The organism is Corynebacterium provencense, from assembly GCA_900049755.1.
Taxonomy (GTDB): domain Bacteria; phylum Actinomycetota; class Actinomycetes; order Mycobacteriales; family Mycobacteriaceae; genus Corynebacterium; species Corynebacterium neomassiliense.
Genome location: LT160593.1, coordinates 449951 through 468753, shown reverse-complemented (window position 1 = coordinate 468753; position 18803 = coordinate 449951). Strand labels below are relative to the sequence as shown.

Genomic DNA, 18803 nt, shown 5'->3' with positions numbered 1-18803 from the left:
CCGGACCTTTGACTTTGCTGTGGCGATGTCATAGCATTGATTGTAATTGTCAGGTGTATTCTCACTTTCGTGAATGTGCCTGAACTGCCTGCCGTAGCGCTCCTGAGGGGGAGAAACAGGGCGACGGCGCCACACATCACCGTGACCGCTGAGCTGGTGGTCCTGTGGATCACCGGTTTCGTCAGCGTGCTGCTGCCGGTCCTCGTCTGGCTGGACACCGGTGGCCCGTTCCGTACCGCAGTCACTGCCGTGAGCGCGGTCCTGGTCCCCGGCGTCCCGGTGGCGATGGCCTTCTACCCCCGGCGCCGGCGGATGTGGCTGGCCCTCGGTCCCGCGGTCTCCCTCGGAGTGCTCGTGCTCGTCGCCGTGGCACAGCTCCTGACCGGCCAGTGGTACCCCGGGACAGCGGCGAGCCTGGTGAGCCTGCTGGGCCTGGCCGCGGTACTGCCCGCCGCCCGTCGGAACCTCCCCGAAGCCGCGCGGAAACCCGACGCAGTCCGGTACCGGACCCTGACGACGGTCACGGTCGTCCCCGTGGTGGTCTGTGCGGCGTCCTTCGGCCTGTGGACCTCGGCGGTGCTCCGCCTCGACCCGGGCAGGGCGGGCAGCCGGGGGATCATCACGGCCGTGCCCCCGGAGTACTTCGCCGGGCTCGCGCTGCTCCTCTGCTGCGCCCTCTGGCTACTGGTCTCCAGATGGGACCCGCGGCACCCCCTCCACCTGCAGCTCGGACTCCTCGCAGCGGCCCTGACCGTGCAGATCACGACATTCGTCAGTTTCGCCGACGGCGGCGCGGTGGTCGGGACGGGATACGTCCACGTCGGATTCGTCGACGCGATCGGGGACCTCGGACGCACCCTCGAAGGCTTTGACGCCCGGTTCAGCTGGCCGGGGTTCTTCGCGGCATTCGCCATGCTCGCCGCATGGGCGGGAGTGGATTCGGTGGCGGGACTGCTGACCGTCTATCCGGCGGTCGTCGGAATCCTCTTCATCCCGGTACTGCTCGTGCTCGGCAGGATCCTCACCGGCAGTGACCGCACGGCCTGGGGCGGGGTACTGGTCTACCCGCTGGTCAACTGGGTACAGCAGGACTACTTCTCCCCGCAGTCACTCGCATTCCTGCTCTACTTCACCGTGGTCGTGGTCATGCTCACCGAAACCGGGGGACGACCCTCCGCCGACGGAGACGGGGGAACACTGTGGCGGTGGCTGCGGACCACTCCCCCACGACCCGGCAACAGGACGCGCCGGGGTGAACTGTGTGTCGAGGTTCTCCTGCTCCTGCTGTGCACCGCCATGGTGGTCAGCCACCAGCTCACACCGGTGGCCCTGTTGACCACCCTGATCCTCTTCGGCGCGACCGGGGTCGTCCGGCAACGGTCGCTCTGGATGGCGGTGGGGGTCATCTTCGTCGCCTGGTTCGCCTTCGGGGCCAGGGACTGGTGGAGCGGCAATCTCGCGGTGGTCATCAACGGTTTCGGGAAGTCGCAGGAGGCACTGAGCTCGGGGATCGGTGGGCGGGTGCAGGGCGATGCCGCATACCGGCAGATGCAGCAGCTGAGGATCCTGTTCACCGCGGTCCTCGGTCTCACCGCAGTCGCGGGATGGTTCACCGTCCGCGGGGTGTGGCGGAAAGTGTGCTGTCTTCTCCTTGTCGCGTCACCGGTCTCCCTGGTCGCAGTGCAGACCTACGGGGGTGAAGTGGTTCTCAGGGTGGTACTCTACGCGTCCCCGGTGCTTGTCGTGCTCACGGCGTCCGCCGTGGCGTGGTGCTGTTCCCCCGGCCGGAACAGGCCTGGCCGGAACTCCGCCGTGCACCTGACTGGGCGGGTCCCTGAGCGGGTGAGGGGCGTCGTGCTCGTCGCCGGGGCGTTGATGGTCACCGTGGTCGGGGTGGCAGCCAGGGGGACGAACACGGCCTTCGAGCGCAACCCCGCCTCCACCGTCGAAGCCGCCCGGGCGGTCCTGGACAGTGCCCCTGCGGGAAGTGTGGTCGTGCCCGTCGAGACCGATGCCGTCCTGCGCATGGACAGGGTCGGTGAACTGCGTTCCACCAGGCTTTCCGGGGAGGGGGAGGTCGCGGACCAGATCATGGACGCCCGTCCCGACTTCGTGTTCTTTTCCTCGGCCAGGGAGGCCTACGAACACATCCTCCACGGCCGGCCGGCCGACTGGTTCACAGACCTGGTCCGGCAGATGGTCGACAGCGGAGACTACGAGATCTTCACCCGGACCGACACCGCCACAGTCCTGAGGAGGATTGCGTGACCCCGCTCCAGTTCATCACCGGACCAGCCCTGGCCGCCTCGCTGATCACGATGTTCCTCGTGTACGTCATCTCTGTCGTCCGCAGATCTAGGGACGGCGGGGCGCAGGTGACCACGCTGGCCACCTCGCGTCCCGGCCTCACCGGGGTGTTCCTCACCGCGTTCTGGTGCGGTGCACTGCTGCTCGTCATCCGTCTGGGAGTGCTCTCGTGAAAAAGACCCGCACCGCCGTGGCCGTCGCCGCGCTTGTGGTGGTGTTGCTGACCGCCACGGGCATGTACCTGCACCTGGGTCGACCTGAACTGTCCGCCGACGTCTCCGGGGACCCCGGGCTCGTCGCGGACGCCCGTCCGCTGCTGGACGGGGTGAGGGACAGCGTCGCCGTGTGTGAGGTGGACGGTGGTGACGTCACCCGGGCACTGTTCGGGTCCTCGGGGATCCGGGAGTACGAGATCGCCTCCCTGAGCAAGGTGGTCACCGGTGAACTCTTCGCCGACTCGGTCCGTCGCGGGGAGGTGCGCCCGGACTCCAGGGTGGGTAGCTACCTCGACCTCGGGGACAGCCCGGTCGCCGGGGTGACCCTGTCCGAGCTGGCGACCCACACCAGCGGGCTGGGATACTGGGGCGATGACGACCGTGACCACGGTCCGTCGGTGTGGTGGACCGAAACGGTCCGGGGGGACACCGTCGTCCACGACATGTCGGTCCCCGACCTGCTCGACAGGGCACGTCATGATCCCCTGGAGACCCGTGGGAGGTACGCGTACTCGAACATCGGTTTCGCGCTGCTGGGGCACGCGCTGGCGCAGGCCGCGGGCACAGACTACCCCGACCTGCTGGAACAGCGGGTGACCCGGCCTCTGGGGATGACCCGCACCCGCCTGGGACAGTCCTCGGACCGTAACCGGATGCAGGGCTACAACGCGGAAGGACGCCGTGTCCCCGCCTGGAACCTGGGCGCCTACGGCCCGTCCGGCGGCATCGTCAGCACCCCCGACGACATGTGCCGGTTCGCCCGTTTCCTGGCCCGGCCTGATCCCGGAGACGGCGTCGGAACCTCCGCCCGGGTCCCGGTCACCACCGACGCTGAAGGTGCCGGGTCCGGCCTGGGGTGGAACACCAGACAGCTGGGGGAGACCCGGGTGGCCTGGAAGGAGGGCATGACCGGGGGGTTCTCCTCGGCCGCGGCGACCCTCCCCGGGTACTCCCTGGTCATACTCAGCAACACCGCCGTCCCCCTGGACGGACTCATGTGGGAGCTGGTGCAGAAGCGGGCGCTGTCACAGAACTGACGGATCAGTGTCTCAGATGTTTCTCATCATGAGATTCTGCCGTGACGGTGCAGCGAAGCCGGTGCGGTGAAGTCGGTGCAGTTCGGCAGCGGCGCACAGAGAAACTCCTTCTTTATTCCCCCCGTAAAGGGGGATTAAGACATTTTCCGGGAACTGTCGGAACAATTCCCACGACTAGTTACCTGTGACGGTCCTGACCGGTGAATCAGCTGATCCTTTCCGGCAGGTTTCCAGTGCTGCTTCCGTCACGGCGGAGAAATGACACGAAAGGACCGGGAAGTAACTGATGGCTGTCGAAATCACACCGGCGCAGAACGGGAACATGGGCAGTGCGGTGACAGGATTCACCGTTGCCGGGGCCACCGCGGAGGACTACGCCGCCCTGCGGCAGGCCGTCTACCGGGACCGGATCATCGTCCTGAAGGACCAGCAGGACATCACCCCCGAGGAGTTCGTCGAGCTGGGACGTCACTTCGGCACCATCGTCCCCTACTACGAGGAGACCTACCACCATCCCGACCACCCGGAGATCTTCGTCTCCTCGAATCTCTCCGCGGACGGCAGGCCCCTGGGCGTGCCCCGGACCGGCCGCTTCTGGCATGCGGACTACATGTTCGCCCAGGAGCCGCTGTCCGTCACGGTCTTCGCGCAGAAGATCCTGCCGCCCGGACGACGGGGAACCTACTTCATCGACATGGTCAAGGCGTTCCGTGACCTTCCGGAGTCCCTGAAGCAGGAGGCCCGCGTGACCAGGGCGTCCCACAGTGTCCGGCGTTTCTTCAAGATCCGGCCGGGGGACGTCTTCCGTCCCCTCGGCGACCTCATCCGTGAGGTCGAGAAGATCAGCCCTCCTGCCGTGCACAACACCGTCGTGACCCACCCGGTGACCGGGGAGGAGATCCTCTACGTCAGTGAAGGTTTCACCGACCACCTCATCGGCGCGGAGCGCGACAGTCTCCTCCGTGATCTCCTGGAGGCCAGCGGACAGCTCGACGAGACTTTCACCGACCCGCACATCGTGCTGCACACCTATGAGCCGGGCGAGATCGTGGTCTGGGACAACCGCGCGCTGGTGCACTGTGCCCTCCATGCGACCGACCCGTCGGCACCGGTGATGTCACACCGTGTGACCACGGTCGACGGGCACCCCTTCGACGCGAACCCGACCCCGGCCGGGCGGGGAGCCGGCACCGGAAGCGCAAAATAGGGAATCCGGTGAAAATGACGGGAAAACTCTCTTTCCGGCCCGGCGACGATCTCTTCGACCGGGCGGTGGAACCCTACAGGTCGAAAAATTCCGTGTACCTGAGATCATGCGAGATGATCGACTCCGACGGTGACACTTTCACGACCGTGGGGCAGTTCAGAATAGGTGAAAGCTGCTACATCGACGACACCGGACATTTCAATGCTGCAGAATTCGTCATCAGCTACAACCAACTTATGTACACGAGCCTCGCGGCGGCCGTCTCAGAGTGGAACATACAGTTTTTCTCAGGATGGACCCCCGGAGACTTCTGGCGGCGTCAGCTGCCCGATGTGCTGATCCAGGAGCTCTGGAGCCGCTACTCACGCCCGATCAACGCCCGGGCGTTCACGGGACGCTTCCGGGTGGAGGGGACAGACACCTCCCGCACCGACCGGGGGATCCTCAAACTCCGCACCTCCGTCGAGTTCACCGACGACAACGGTGGCCGGGCCCGTGGCACCGTGCTGCTGGCGTTGACGAACATCCCCCGGAGCTCCGGGAGGTGAGTCGTGGCCCGCACAGAAGTGGCCCGCACAGAAGTGGCCCGCACAGAAGTGGCCCGCACAGAAGTGGCACGGCAGGCAGCACCGCGCCGGACGCGCCGGACGCGCCGGCAGAGACGGGGGTCAGTGTGGTCATCCCCTCCCTCGACGAGCAGCACAATCTCACGGTGCTGCTGCCGAGGCTGCCCCGGACCCCGGACGGCCTTGAGGTCATCGTCGTCGAAGGAGGAGATCTGGAGCGTACCCGGACCCTGGTCGACAGGTTGTGCCCGGAAGCGACCGTTGTCCCCCAGGCGCGGATAGGGAAGGGGAACGCCCTGGTGACGGGTGTTTCTGTGGCGCGGGGTGACTATGTCGTCCTCCTGGACGCCGACTGTTCGGCAGATCCTTCCGAGATTCCCGCGTTCACCGCCGCTCTCGACGCCGGTGCGGACATGGCCAAGGGATCGCGCTACCTGGACACCGGCGGGAGTCTGGACCTCACCGGGTTGCGGAGCCTGGGAAACCGGGGACTCTCCGCCGTGTTCAACATCCTGTTCCGGCGCCGGTTCACGGATCTCTGCTACGGCTACAACGCCTTCCGCACTTCGTCGTTCCCCCTGCTCGGCCTTCCTGACCCCCGGACCCCCGCGGAGAAGATGTGGGGTGACGGTTTCGAGATCGAGACCCTGTTCACCTGCCGTGCCGCAGCCGCCGGTCTGAGGATCACCGAGGTCCCGAGTCTGGAGCGGCGGCGTCTCCACGGCAGGTCGAACCTGAACGCGTGGAGTGACGGCTGGCGTGTCCTGTTCACCCTCCTGCGGGAGTGGGCGGGGACCGTCCTCCAGGTCAGCGACGACCACCTGCCCCGGATACGGGGCTGGATGCCGCGTGCCCCCGGACAGCACACATTCCGCTGAGTCGGGCGGGAGGACGCCGTCAGTCCGGCACCGGAACAGTCGCAGCCAATCCAGCCCGTCCATTCCCTTCCCCCGTTCACCCCTATCACCACCACCGTTCCACGTCCGCAGCCCGGCGGACATACCTGCACAGAGGAGGCACACCGTGACACACACCCCCGGCCGGACGACACCGGCCCTCGACATCGTCGTCTGCACCTGCGACCCGTCGAGACTGCCGCTGCTGCGCGCGTGTCTCGACGCGGTGCAGCGCGGAATCGGCCCCCGGGACACCCTCACCGTCGTCGTGGACCACTGTCCGCAACTGCTGACCCGTCTGTCCCCGCCCACCGGAGAAGCCGGAGAAACCGGGGCAGACGGAGCTGCCCCACCTGTCACTGTCGTGGAGAACACCCGGACACGCGGACTGTCCGGGGCTAGGAACACCGGACTCACTGTCGGGGGAAATCCGGTGGTCTGCTTCCTCGACGATGATGCAGTACCCTCCCCCGGCTGGTCAGAGGCAGTACGTGGAGCGTTCGACGATCCCGACGTCATCGGTGTCGGCGGCAGGGTCGAGCCGAGGTTCACCGGCCCCGACGGGGTGGAGACCCGTCGCCCCCGGTGGATACCGGCGTCCTGTGACTGGATCTTCGGCTGCGACCGTGACGACAGCCCCGTTGACGGAGAGACTCTCCGCAACCCGGTCGGCGCGGCGATGGCGGTACGCCGGGAAGCCCTGGCGGACCTGCCCGGAAGTCGACCTCCCGGGCCCGGAGAGACGCAGGCCGACGGTGAGGTGTTCCGTGAGGACCTGGGCAGGACCGGATCCGACGCGGCAGGAGGAGAGGAGACCGAACTCTTCCAGCGGTTGACAGCTCGGCAGCCGGGACACACCGTACGCAGGGTGGACGCTTTCCATGTCCGGCACACCGTACCGGCGTCACGGACCCGCCCCGGCTATGTGCTGCGGCGCAGGTTCCCCTCGACCGCGACTTCATCTCCCTCGGCGGCGACAGCATCGCCGCCCTCACCGCCTCCGGAAGACTACGGATGCGCGGCTACGCGGTGCCCGCCAGGGAGTTCCTCACCGGGACCCTGCTCTCGGACATCGCCACGTCCGCGGAACCTGTCACACCCGCCGGAGCCCTGTCCGCCCCCACCTCCGGTACTGTCTCCGGCACACGCCCGGCCGGAGAGGCCGGCGGCGGTACCGCCGTCGCCACGGGGGCACTGCCGACCGTGCCGCTCCCCGCTGACACCGCCCTGTGCGGCACCCTCCACGGAATCGACCCGNACATGGTCTGCTTCCGGGCGCAGGTCACCGAACCCTCCGGGCGGGTACGCACCGTCGACGGTGCCCCCCGCCGTCCCCGCCGGTCGCCCCGTCTCCTCGACCGCGACGGGCTCGCCGCGGCGCTGCTCGACGGTACCGTGCGGGGCTACCTGTGGACCAAGGTGATCCGCAGGAGTGTGCTGGCCGGAGTGCTTGACCGGTACCCGCACACGAGTTCGCAGAGTGACTTCATGACCGTGCTGGCGTGTGTACCGGACCTGCACCGGACACTGCTGCTCCCCGACACCGGTTACGGGTACGTGCAACGGCAGGGCTCGGTCTCCACGACAGACACCCGGCAGCTGGACAACACCGCACGTTGCGCTGATCTGGCCCTGTCGGTTCTCCCGCCGATGGTGGGGGGACGCCTGCGACCACGGATACTCGCGGCGTCCTTCCGGGTGTGGTTCCACCTGGTCCCGTGCTGTGCCACCCCGGTCCACCAGGCGTGGCCCCCGGGCAGGGTCCGCGACGTACACCGCGGGCTCCTGCCCGGCATCGGTGTGCGCGGGATCGTCTGCACGGCGTTGACCGGGCATCCCGGGGTGGCGGCCCATGCCGTGGTGCTGCGGTGTCTGGGACCTGCGGGACTGTATCCGCCGGTGTACCGGACCGGGCGGGCCCTGCTGGACGCGGTGTCCGGCCGCGTCGCCCGGCACAGCCCACAACTCAGGAACAGCAAGACGGAATCAAGAACAGCAAGACGGAGGCACAGCAGTGACAGATGACAGCAGGGGTACCGGAGACAGGACCGGGGACGCCACGGTCCCGGACCGGCCGGCCACTCCACTGGAGCTCACGGTCGCCGGGGCATGGTCGGCGCGCACGGGGGTCGAGCCGGTCCTGCCCGATGACAGGTTCTCCGAACTCGGCGGCACCTCCATGGACGTCGAGGTCGTCCTCGTGGAACTGCGCACCGCCCTGGGGCGCGACATCGACGCCTCCCTCATGGCGGACGACCCGACCCTCGCCACCCTCGCCCACCGGATCGAGGAGCGCGGCAGACGCGACTTCCTCACCCCCTCCGACACCTGTACCCACCTCACCCCGGGGGCCGGAGACCTGCCGAAGGTCTTCTGCTTCGCGGGGGCGGGGGCCTCGGCGGTGACATTCTTCGGTCTCGCCACCGCACTGACGGGGGTGCGTGACCTGTGGGCCTTCCACGCCCACGGCTTCCACTCCCGTGGACTGCCCGACCGGACCCTCGCCGCGCACGGCAGACGGCACACACCCCGGGTCACCGAACTGCAGCCGGACGGGCCCGTGACCCTGGTCGGCCACTCCTTCGGAGGCCATGTCGCCCTCGAGGTCGCCCGCCGGCTGCTGGCGGAGGGTCGGGTGGTCGACCGCATCGTACTGCTGGACACCGTGCTCGACGGTGCGGGCGGGTCGGTCGCCAACTTCGCCGACAGTCCGGTGGCCGGACCACCGTTGCGTGAGCGTCTGCGCACCCACTGGCGGATCGCCACCGCCGGGATCATCCCCCGCGACGTGCGGACACAGCACGACGTGTTCTGGGAACAGGCGGTGCGGGTGCAGAACCGCATCCGGCTCACCGATGTCCCCGATCGCACGGTCGTGCTGGTCACCGACGAGAACGCGCGTCAGGAAGCCCTGTGGAGAGCGTTGGACGGTCCCCTCGAGGTCCGGCGGGTGACAGGCAGTCATCTTGACCTCCTGTCGCAGCCTGAGCCGTTGTCGGCCGTGGTGGACGCCGTGACAGGTCCGCCCCCGGCCGACACAGATCCGCACTGACCCCGAACCCCCGACCCCCGAACCAGGACTGACGATGATCTACCTCCCCCAGCTCACCACCCTCGCGGAATCCCTCTCCTACCACTCCTCCCGCACCCCGCACCGGACCGCGGTGATGACCTCCGAAGGAGACGAGGTCAGCTACGCCCGCCTCGACAGGAAGTCCTCGCAGCTCGCGTCCGCACTCACCGCCGCAGGCGTCAGCGAAGGTTCCCGTGTCGCCTTCATCGGCAGGGAACGCGCCTCCTACTGGGAGACCCTCTTCGCCTGCGTGAAGACAGGTGCGGTCCTCGTCCCGGTGAACAGGGCACTCACCGCCGCCGAGGTCGGCCACATCCTCTCCGACTCCGACGCCGTGGCCCTCGTGATTGACGGGGACCACCCGTTGCGGGGCACCACCGGGCTCGCCGAATTCGACGCCACCCCGGAGACCTGGGATCTCTGGCTCGAAGGCTACGAGCCCCTGGCCACCCCGTTCATTCCGGTCCCGGACACTCCCGTCGCACAGCTCTACACATCCGGAACCACCGGCCTGCCCAAGGGTGTGGTCCTGGCGCACCGCAGCTGGTTCGGGGTCCGTGACGCGCTCGGTGAGGCGGGGTCGGACTGGATCACCTTCGAGGAGGGCGACATCTGCTTCGTCGGTATCCCCGGGTTCCACATCGGCGGACTGTGGTACGCCACCCAGGTCTTCAACGCAGGTCAGACGGTGTTCAGCATGCCGGACTACGAACCGCGTGCCGCCCGGGAGCAGTTCCGGGTCCACAGGATCACCAACGCGATCTTCGTGCCCGCGATGATGGCGTCCCTGGCCACCCTGACACCCCCGGACCCGGAGGCGTTCACCGCACTGCGCCAGGCGATCTACGGCGGTGCACCTATCGGGCCCTCAGTCCTCGAGATCTGCATCCGGGTGCTGGACGCCAGGTTCATCCAGATCTACGGGCTCACCGAGACGGGCAACACCGCCTGCTGCCTCCCACCGGAGGAGCACTACATCGGCTCCCCCCGGCTGAAGGCTGCCGGACACCCCTACCCGGGGTTCAGGGTCCGCATCGTCGACAGGGACGGCTCTGTCCTGCCCGCGGGTGAGGTCGGGGAAGTCCAGCTGTACACCCCCAACCGCATGGTGGAGTACTACAACCTGCCCGAGGCCACCGCACAGACCCTGGTCGACGGGTGGATCCTCACCGGGGACGCCGGCTACACCGACTCCGACGGCTACGTCTACATCTCCGACCGTTACAAGGACATGGTGCTGGTGGGAGGCGAGAACGTCTTCCCCGCCGAGATCGAGAAGGAGATCGTCAAGGTCCCCGGAGTGGAGGACGCCGCGGTCATCGGGGTGCCCGACGAGAAATCCGGGGAGGCTGTCATGGCCTTCGTCCAGGCCGCCCCGGGCCGCACCCCGAGCACCCGCGACCTGGTCACATTCCTGCGTGGTCAGCTCGCCCCGTTCAAGATCCCCTCCCGGTGGCGTTTCGTCGACTCGGTGCCCCGCAACTCCTCGGGCAAGATCCTGCGCCGTGAACTGCGCGAGGAGTTCTGGGCGGGCAGGGACCGGAAGGTCAACTGAGCTGACTGCCCGCCCGCTCACGCACCGCCGCCCCGTCGGCGCAGGACGCCGAGGCGCCCGGGGACTCCACGGCGAGACTGCCGGCCGCGACGGCGAAGCGGGTGGCTTCGCGCAGACCTGACCCTGTCGCCAGTGCGGTGGCCAGAGTGCCGCAGAAGGCGTCTCCGGCGCCCGTGGTGTCCACGACCTGTGCCGGTGCCGGTGACTCCACCGCCACCGTCCCACGCGGGTCGATGACAAGGGCACCCCGGGCCCCGAGCGTCACCACCGCGGAACGGCACAGTCCCCGGCCCACTGCAGCTGCCAGGCCGTCGAGCACCTCGTCGAGACCTGTTTCCCGCGGCACCCCCAGGACATCCGCGGCCTCGGTCTCGTTGACGATGAGAGGATCCGCCGTGGACACGAGTTCCTGCAGGTCATGGCCGTGCACTGTCACCGGCGCAAGATTGAGGACGAACCGTGCCCCGTGCCGTTCGGCGAGGTCGGGCAGACCTGCGGAATGCCCGGGGGTGAGTTCCCCCTGGGCCAGGAGAACATCGGCGGCAGGGGTGGCGTCCTCCCCTGTCGGGTCCCCGGGGCCGGGCACCTGCGCCGGATCGGTGAGGGTGTTCGCCCCCGAGGTCACGATGATGATGTTCTCCCCCTCGGCGTCACCCATGATGAACGCCGAACCGGTCGGGGTGTCCTGCGACCGGGCCACCCGGGAGACGTCCACGCCGGCGGCACGCAGGGTGTCGAGGGCGGCTGCACCCGCGGCGTCCTCCCCCACCGTGGCCACCAGGTACACCGTCGCCGCCCTGTCGTCCCCGGTGTCGTCCACGGTGCCGTCCCCGGCACAGCAGGCGGAACCTGCCGCGAACCGTGCCGCCGCGACCGCCTGGTTCGCCCCTTTCCCTCCGAGCACAGGCCCGCCGCCCACTGTTCCCGCAGGCTCGGCGATGACCGTCTCCCCGGGGGCGGGAAACGCCCGGACGCGGACGAAAGTGTCCGTGTTGACGCTGCCGCAGACAATGACGGCAGGACGCGGACCGTCCGCGGGACGGGACTGTCTGTGCTGCACCGCGCGGGCCCGGCTACCGTGCGCTGTGGCTGTCCCGGGCAGCCACAGCGCGCCGGGCCGCCTCCAGATCGAGGACCGGGTTGCTCAGCGTGGTGGTCGTTCCGGAGAGGTCGGCGTCCGCGTGGTCGCAGGCCCCGCAGTCGTCACAGGAGCCGCCGCAGGAGTCCGCTGCGGCGGACCCGGTGGTGCGGGAACCGGCCGCAGAAGACCCGGAGGAGGACGCCGCGGCACCCCCGCCCGAGGAGCAGCAGCCCGCCGCCGCGCGACGGGCCTCGACCTCCTGGCCCTTGCGCAGGTCGATGCGGGCCACGATGTGGGCGGCGTTCGCCGCGCCGACACCGATGAGGCCGAGCGCGCCGACGGTCAGCAGGACCGCGACCGCCCACATCCAGCCTCCGCGCAGGCTGACCAGCCCGCCGACGATGACGGCGGCACCGGCGCCGGTCCAGAACGGGCCGACGATACGGTGCGCGGTGGTCCACATCTCACGGCTCTTGCGGACCTCCGGGACGTGCAGTCCGACCCACCTGTTTCCGGGGAGCGTCCCCGTCAGTCCCATAATGCCGGTGACCAGCACCGCAACGCCGAGGATGAACAGCAGGACAGAGAGAACGGTCATGACCGGCAGTCTATTACAATGACCAGCCATGAGTAATTCCAGCGAGACCACCCCCTTCCGCTACACCCCGGAGCTCGCCGGCGACATCGAGGCCCGCTGGCAGAACACCTGGCGGGAGCAGGGCACCTTCAACGCCCCGAACCCCGTCGGGGACCTCGCTGAACCCGGCCGGGAACTCCCGGAGGACAAGCTCTTCGTCCAGGACATGTTCCCCTACCCGTCAGGCGTCGGCCTGCACGTCGGCCACCCCCTGGGGTACATCGCCACCGACGTGTACGCCCGCTACAACCGGATGCTGGGGCGCAACGTCCTCCACACCCTCGGGTACGACGCCTTCGGCCTGCCCGCCGAGCAGTACGCCGTACAGACCGGCACCCACCCTCGCACCACGACCCGGGCGAACATCGAGAACATGGAACGTCAGCTGGGACGTCTCGGCCTGGGGCACGACCGGCGTCGGGTCATCGCCACGACGGACACCGACTTCTACCGGTGGACGCAGTGGATCTTCCTGAAGATCTACAACTCCTGGTTCGACCCGGAGCTGAAGAAGGCCCGGCCCATCTCCGAGCTGGAGGAGAAGTTCGCCGCCGACGGCGTCGACGGGACGCCGTGGTCCTCCCTCTCCCCCGCCGAACAGCAGGCGGAGCTGGACGCGCACCGTCTGGTCTACCGGGCGAACTCCACGGTGAACTGGTGCCCTGGGCTGGGCACCGTGCTGGCCAACGAGGAGGTCACCGCGGAAGGCCGGTCGGAGCGCGGCAACTTCCCGGTGTTCCGCAAGCGGCTGTCCCAGTGGATGATGCGTATCACCGCCTACGCGGACCGTCTCATCGACGACCTCGAGGACCTGGACTGGCCCGAGAAGGTCAAGGCGATGCAGCGCAACTGGATCGGCCGGTCCCGCGGCGCCGAGGTCGACTTCGCCACGGACCTTCCCGACGGTCAGGGCATCAGGGTGTTCACCACCCGGCCGGACACCCTGTTCGGGGCGTCCTACATGGTGCTCGCCCCCGAACATGAACTGGTGGACCCGCTGGTGGAACTGTCCGCGGGGGCCGACTACCCGGCGGGCACCGACCCGAGGTGGACCAACGGCGAACAGTCCCCGGCTGCGGCGGTGGCCGCCTACCGGCGGTCCATCGCCGCGAAGTCGGACCTGGAACGGCAGGAGAACAAAGAGAAGACCGGTGTCTTCACCGGCGCCTACGCCACCAACCCGGTCAACGGTGAACGGGTGCCCGTGTTCATCGCCGACTACGTCCTCACCGGCTACGGCACCGGCGCGATCATGGCCGTCCCTGCACACGACACCCGTGACCACGAGTTCGCGACCGTCTTCGGCCTGCCGGTCCGTGAGGTCGTCGCCGCCCCCGGCACCGAAGTGGACGTGCAGGAGGAGGCTTTCACCGGTGACGGTGTCCTCGTCAACTCCGCCAACGGTTCCGGCCTGGACCTCAACGGCAGGAACAAGGCGGAGGCCGTCGCCACGGTCATCGCCTGGCTCGAGGAACGGGGCCTGGGTGAACAGAAGATCCAGTACAAGCTGAGGGACTGGCTCTTCGCCCGCCAGCGGTACTGGGGTGAGCCCTTCCCGATCGTGTACGACTCTGACGGAGTGGCGCACGCCCTGCCGGAGTCCATGCTCCCCGTGGAACTCCCCGAGGTCGAGGACTACCGCCCGGTGAGCTTCGACCCGGACGACGCTTCCTCGGAACCGCACCCCCCGCTGGCGAAGGCGAAGGAGTGGGTCGAGGTCACACTGGACCTCGGTGACGGCGAGAAGGTCTACCGGCGTGACACCAACGTCATGCCGCAGTGGGCGGGGTCCTCCTGGTACCAGCTGCGGTACATCGACCCGACGAACCAGGAGAAGTTCGTCGACATCGACAATGAGCGCTACTGGACCGGTCCCCGGGAGGGCATGCCCTCCGGCGGTGTCGACCTGTACGTCGGTGGAGTGGAGCACGCGGTGCTCCACCTGCTCTACAGCAGGTTCTGGCACAAGGTCCTCTTCGACCTGGGGTACGTCAGCTCCTACGAGCCCTACCACCGGCTCTACAACCAGGGCTACATCCAGGCCTACGCCTACACGGACTCGCGTGGTGTGTACGTGCCCGCCGCCGAGGTCGAGGAGAAGGACGGCAGGTTCTTCTACAACGGTGAGGAGGTCAACCGGGAGTACGGCAAGATGGGCAAGTCCCTGAAGAACGCCGTCTCCCCCGACGAGATCTGCGACGCCTACGGGGCGGACACCCTCCGGGTCTACGAGATGTCCATGGGCCCGCTGGACACCTCCCGCCCGTGGGCGACCAAGGACGTCGTCGGTGCCCAGCGTTTCCTGCAGCGCGCCTGGCGTCTCGCGGTCGACGAGCAGACCGGGGACGCCGTGGTCTCCGACGCCGCCCTCACCGACGAGGATCTCCGCACCCTGCACCGTACGGTCGCCGGGGTCCGGGACGACTACGCGAACCTGCGGGACAACACCGCTGTCGCGAAGCTGATCGAGTACGTCAACTACCTGACGAGAACCTACGCGGGCGGGGCGTCCGGCTCTGCGCCGCGCGCCGCCGTGGAACCCCTGGTCCTCATGCTGGCTCCGGTGGCCCCGCACATCGCCGAGGAGATGTGGGGCCGTCTGGGGCACGGGGAATCCCTGGCACACGAGGACTTCCCCACCTTCGACGAGAAATGGCTGGTCGACGATTCCGTCGAGCTGCCGGTCCAGGTCATGGGCAAGGTCCGCGGCCACATCACCGTTGCCGTGGACGCCCCCCGTGACGCCGTGGAGGCCGCGGCCCTGGCGGAGCCGAACGTCCGGGCTCACACCGACGGGAAGAATATCGTGAAGATCATCGTGGTCCCCGGCAGGATGGTCAACATCGTCGCGAAGTAGCCGGCCGGTCCCGCAGGGGGTCTACTCCCCCAGGATCAGCTTCTGCAACAGGGTGGTCGCGACCAGCAGGAACCACGGGATCAGCGCCCACACCGCCCCCATCAGCGGCGCCCAGGCGTGGTAACGGCTCCACCGCCGGCTGGTCACCACGCACACGCCCACGGCCCCGGCGAGGGAGACGATGACCGGTACCGCGTGGGTGAGCGTGGAATCCCCGGTGAGTGCCCGCAGCACGAGATAGACGGCCACGGTCAGTACCGGGACCCCCAGCCCCCACTGCCACGCCATTTTCACCGCCGCGCGACGGTCCTCCCGCTCCAGGTGTCCGATGACGTCGTCCCTGTTTCTTCTGCCGTCTGTACCGCCTGTCCCGTCATCCATGACACCCAAGGGTAGTCAGGGTGCGGACACCGGGGGCGGGGCCGGGCGTCCGAACCGGACGGCTAGACCGCGCTGACGAGAACAGGTGCAGGCGAATGCCTGAGAATCTGGTTCGTCGACGGTCCGATGAAGACCTTGTTGAACGTCCCCAGAACCGAGGAACCCACCACCAGCAGGTCACCCTTCTTCCAGCGCAGGTCGCCGACGGAGGTCTCCCAGTCCCCGCCGGTGCCCACCCCGGTCTGCACCTCAAGCTCCGGGTGACGTTCCAGTGCACGCCGGCGCCCCCGGTCGATGATCTCCTCGGCGCGGGCGGTCCACCTGGCCAGGATCCGGGCGTCCTTCCCCTCCGGCAGGGGGACACGGGTCGGGTACATTGTCGCCCCGGTCGGGCTGAACACGACCAGCCGCAGCGGGACCCTGTGACGGGCGGCGAGGTCCGAGGCGTGGCGCAGGGCCTGCTGCGACTGCTCGGTGTCCACGTACGCGCAGCTCACCCTCGTTATCCCGTGGCCGGACAGTACGGGCGCGTGCGGTGCCGTGAGCACGGGCAGCGGCGAACAGTGCAGCAGTGCGTCGGCGGTGGCGCCGGCGCGGAAGCGGCCGTCGGGGGCACCGTTGCGTGGCCCGATGAGGATACAGTCCGCCCCGAAGTCCGTGGCGGCGTCAATCAGCGCCGTCGTCTCGGAGTGGCTGAGCAGCACGTCCCCGCCGTCTGTCGGGGTGCCGGGCACGGAACTGCCTGCCCGGTACGTGGTGTCGATGCTGTCCTCGGGAAGACCTGCGTCACGCAGTGCGGTGACCGCGTCTTCCAGGCAGGCCGCTGATTCGGCGGCGGCCCAGTCCCCGAACGCCCTGCCGAGGTGGTCCTCGCCGTCGCCTTCCGGCCAGACCCGGGGAATGACGCTGACCGGCCGGACGAGGACCGGTCCGCTGCGGGCGAGCCAGGCGGCCGTGGCGGCGGCGTCCGCTCCGGCGGTGTCCGGCGCACCGTCTCCGGGACGCCAGGCGAGCAGTATCCGTGTGGTGTTCACGCTGGGCACATTACCGGGCGGAGTCGTCGGAGGCGGATTCCCCGTCTTTCTCGGTGGCGGTCCCCGACACATGGGGCCCGAAGGTCGCGAGCACCCTGTCGAACAGGGGCATGGCGTCCTGGATCTGGGTGAGCTCATCCTCGGTGAGCCCGTCGAGCAGTGTGGCGAGCTGCTCGACGCGTTCCTCGCTGATCTTCCCGAGCTGGCGGACGCCTTCCTCGGTGAGGCGCACCCGTACTCCGCGACGGTCGCTGACGTCGCGGACCCGGGAGACCAGCCCCATCTGTTCGAGGTGGTTCACCGCGTTGGATGCGGTGGGCATCCGGATGGCCTCGAGGTCGGCGATCTGGCTGATGCGCAGAGGGCCGTTGTCCTGGAGGTTCATCATGATGGACAGCTGGGCCATGCTGATGGCGGAAGTCGCGGTCTGGCGGAAGTACAGCAGGTACAGGCGCGTGAGCACCGGCCGGAGCTGCTTCGCGACGCCGATTGATGAGACGGTCATGTCACCGAATCTACCTGTTCCACGGAGGAACTGTTCACCCGGAGGGAATATTCTGGATAAATATGCTCGGCGTCACAGTCTGGCGAGACTGTCGGCCACGTCCTGCTCTTGGCCGGAGCTGTCCGCGGCCACGGCGGACACTGCGGACACGGCTGCTCCGGCGTCCCCGGCAGGGCGGGTCGCGTCCTCTCCGGCGATGAAGACCTCGAGATCCCGGCGTCCCTGGTCGTCGTTGACCTGGTGGCGCGGAGACTTCATGAGGTATGTGGAGGCCGGGTCGACCGAACCGCCGATACCCCGGTCCAGGGCGATCTTGGCGGCGCGGACAGCGTCGATGATGACCCCGGCCGAGTTCGGCGAGTCCCAGACCTCGAGCTTGTACTCCAGGTTCAGGGGCACGTCACCGAAGGCGCGGCCTTCCAGCCGGATGAAGGCCCACTTGCGGTCCTCGAGCCATTCGACGTGGTCGGAGGGCCCGATGTGGACGTTGCGGTCGGAGATCTTCCCCGCCAGTTCACCGTGGAGGTTGGAGGTCACCGCCCGGGTCTTGGAGACCTTCTTGGATTCCAGGCGGTCACGCTCGAGCATGTTCTTGAAGTCCATGTTCCCGCCGACGTTGAGCTGGTACGTGCGGTCGACGGTGACGCCGCGGTCCTCGAAGAGCTTCGCGAGGACGCGGTGGGTGATCGTCGCACCGACCTGGCTCTTGATGTCGTCGCCGACGATCGGCACGCCGGCGTCCGCGAACTTCTTCTCCCACTCGGGGTCGGAGGCGATGAAGACCGGCAGGGCGTTGACGAAGGCGACTCCGGCGTCGATGGCGCACTGCGCGTAGAACTTGTCGGCCTGTTCGGACCCGACGGGGAGGTAGCAGACGAGGACGTTTGCGCCGGTCTCCCTGAGCGCCGCGACGATGTCGTCGTGGGTGGCGTCCGGCTCGGCGGATTCCTCGATGGTCTCCCGGTAGTACTTTCCGAGGCCGTCGAGGGTGTTGCCCTTCCGGACCGTCACCCCGGTCTCCGGTACGTCGCAGATCTTGATGGTGCAGTTCTGGCCGGACTCTATGGCTTCGCTGACGTCCTTGCCGACCTTGTCGGCGTCGACGTCGAAGGCGGCGACGACCTTGATGTCCCGGACATGGTAGTCACCGAAGCGGACGTGCATGAGGCCGGGGACGGTGGCGTCGTCAGGGGTGTCGCGGTAGTACTCGAGGCCCTGGACGAGGGAGGCGGCACAGTTGCCGAGTCCGACGATGGCCAGTCTGATCGTGGAGCTGTCATTTGCGGTCATGGGTGGGACCATAACCCCGCTGCGGGAGGAAAAGCGCACGTCCGGGGCTGTTTGCGGGGTCTTGACCGGTTCACCGGCGAGCTTGACCGATACAGCAGGACGCCCTGACGCTCCGGGCTCCCGTGCAGCGCCGCCGGCCGGCCACACCGGCGTCACGGGTGA

General features: G+C 68.3%; 16 protein-coding genes and 1 pseudogene. 11 read left to right on the top strand and 6 right to left on the bottom strand.

Annotated elements, in window-relative coordinates; all coding sequences use genetic code 11:
• The first annotated feature begins 69 nt into the window (after positions 1-69).
• The 10 genes and pseudogenes from BN3906_RS08575 to BN3906_RS08530 all read left to right on the top strand — a co-directional run bounded on the left by BN3906_RS08575 (position 70) and on the right by BN3906_RS08530 (position 10856).
• Entirely contained in the window at positions 70-2268 is a 2199-nt protein-coding gene (locus BN3906_RS08575) for a hypothetical protein (protein ID WP_187119922.1), read from the top strand.
• Complete coding sequence (locus tag BN3906_RS08570) at positions 2265-2480, top strand: hypothetical protein (protein WP_066587181.1); 216 nt, start codon at positions 2265-2267, stop codon at positions 2478-2480. The genes BN3906_RS08575 and BN3906_RS08570 overlap by 4 nt, the downstream gene beginning before the upstream one ends.
• Positions 2477-3559, top strand: a complete 1083-nt coding sequence (locus BN3906_RS08565; protein WP_066587176.1) for a serine hydrolase domain-containing protein — start codon at positions 2477-2479, stop codon at positions 3557-3559. The genes BN3906_RS08570 and BN3906_RS08565 overlap by 4 nt, the downstream gene beginning before the upstream one ends.
• Positions 3560-3845: 286 nt before the next feature.
• Positions 3846-4766, top strand: coding sequence for a TauD/TfdA dioxygenase family protein (locus BN3906_RS08560; RefSeq protein ID WP_261796929.1), 921 nt, complete (start codon positions 3846-3848; stop codon positions 4764-4766).
• A gap of 14 nt (positions 4767-4780) precedes the next feature.
• On the top strand, positions 4781-5314 hold the full coding sequence (locus tag BN3906_RS08555; RefSeq protein ID WP_066587173.1) for an FcoT family thioesterase: 534 nt from the start codon (positions 4781-4783) through the stop codon (positions 5312-5314).
• 125 nt (positions 5315-5439) lie between these two features.
• Positions 5440-6210, top strand: a complete 771-nt coding sequence (locus tag BN3906_RS08550; RefSeq protein WP_066587165.1) for a glycosyltransferase family 2 protein — start codon at positions 5440-5442, stop codon at positions 6208-6210.
• Positions 6092-6877: pseudogene (locus BN3906_RS15355) on the top strand (glycosyltransferase family 2 protein); the annotation flags it as partial. The gene BN3906_RS08550 and the pseudogene BN3906_RS15355, both read left to right, overlap by 119 nt.
• A gap of 140 nt (positions 6878-7017) precedes the next feature.
• Entirely contained in the window at positions 7018-8253 is a 1236-nt protein-coding gene (locus BN3906_RS15350) for an acyl carrier protein (RefSeq protein WP_367294251.1), read from the top strand.
• On the top strand, positions 8243-9280 hold the full coding sequence (locus BN3906_RS08535; protein ID WP_066587159.1) for an alpha/beta fold hydrolase: 1038 nt from the start codon (positions 8243-8245) through the stop codon (positions 9278-9280). The genes BN3906_RS15350 and BN3906_RS08535 overlap by 11 nt, the downstream gene beginning before the upstream one ends.
• A gap of 34 nt (positions 9281-9314) precedes the next feature.
• The gene (locus BN3906_RS08530) at positions 9315-10856 is read left to right on the top strand and encodes an AMP-binding protein (RefSeq protein WP_066587156.1); all 1542 of its coding nucleotides are present in this window, start codon (positions 9315-9317) and stop codon (positions 10854-10856) included.
• Here BN3906_RS08530 and BN3906_RS08525 read toward each other — a convergent pair.
• Together BN3906_RS08525 and BN3906_RS08520 are read right to left on the bottom strand one after the other, a co-directional pair.
• On the bottom strand, positions 10849-11916 hold the full coding sequence (locus tag BN3906_RS08525) for a PfkB family carbohydrate kinase (RefSeq protein WP_066587153.1): 1068 nt from the start codon (positions 11914-11916) through the stop codon (positions 10849-10851). The two genes, BN3906_RS08530 and BN3906_RS08525, sit on opposite strands and share 8 nt — an antisense overlap.
• Before the next feature lie 13 nt (positions 11917-11929).
• Positions 11930-12535: an SdpI family protein gene (locus BN3906_RS08520; protein WP_066587150.1), complete on the bottom strand. Its 606-nt coding sequence runs from the start codon at positions 12533-12535 to the stop codon at positions 11930-11932.
• A gap of 28 nt (positions 12536-12563) precedes the next feature.
• Between BN3906_RS08520 and leuS the strand changes: the two genes are divergently transcribed.
• Positions 12564-15431 carry a leucine--tRNA ligase gene (gene leuS / locus BN3906_RS08515; protein ID WP_066587147.1) on the top strand — a complete coding sequence of 956 codons (2868 nt, stop codon included), beginning with the start codon at positions 12564-12566 and terminating at the stop codon, positions 15429-15431.
• Between the two features lie 21 nt (positions 15432-15452).
• On the opposite strand, the gene BN3906_RS08510 is transcribed toward leuS, so the two are convergent.
• The 4 genes from BN3906_RS08510 to BN3906_RS08495 form a co-directional block, all read right to left on the bottom strand.
• On the bottom strand, positions 15453-15812 hold the full coding sequence (locus BN3906_RS08510; RefSeq protein WP_066587143.1) for a hypothetical protein: 360 nt from the start codon (positions 15810-15812) through the stop codon (positions 15453-15455).
• Positions 15813-15874: 62 nt separating this feature from the next.
• A complete protein-coding gene (locus tag BN3906_RS08505) occupies positions 15875-16846 on the bottom strand; it encodes a universal stress protein (RefSeq protein ID WP_066589599.1) in 972 nt (323 codons plus the stop codon).
• A 10-nt stretch (positions 16847-16856) separates the two neighbouring features.
• Positions 16857-17351 (bottom strand): MarR family winged helix-turn-helix transcriptional regulator, encoded by a 495-nt coding sequence (locus tag BN3906_RS08500; RefSeq protein ID WP_066587140.1) that lies wholly within the window; start codon positions 17349-17351, stop codon positions 16857-16859.
• A 72-nt stretch (positions 17352-17423) separates the two neighbouring features.
• On the bottom strand, positions 17424-18641 hold the full coding sequence (locus tag BN3906_RS08495; protein WP_078057472.1) for an inositol-3-phosphate synthase: 1218 nt from the start codon (positions 18639-18641) through the stop codon (positions 17424-17426).
• Positions 18642-18803 lie beyond the last annotated feature (162 nt).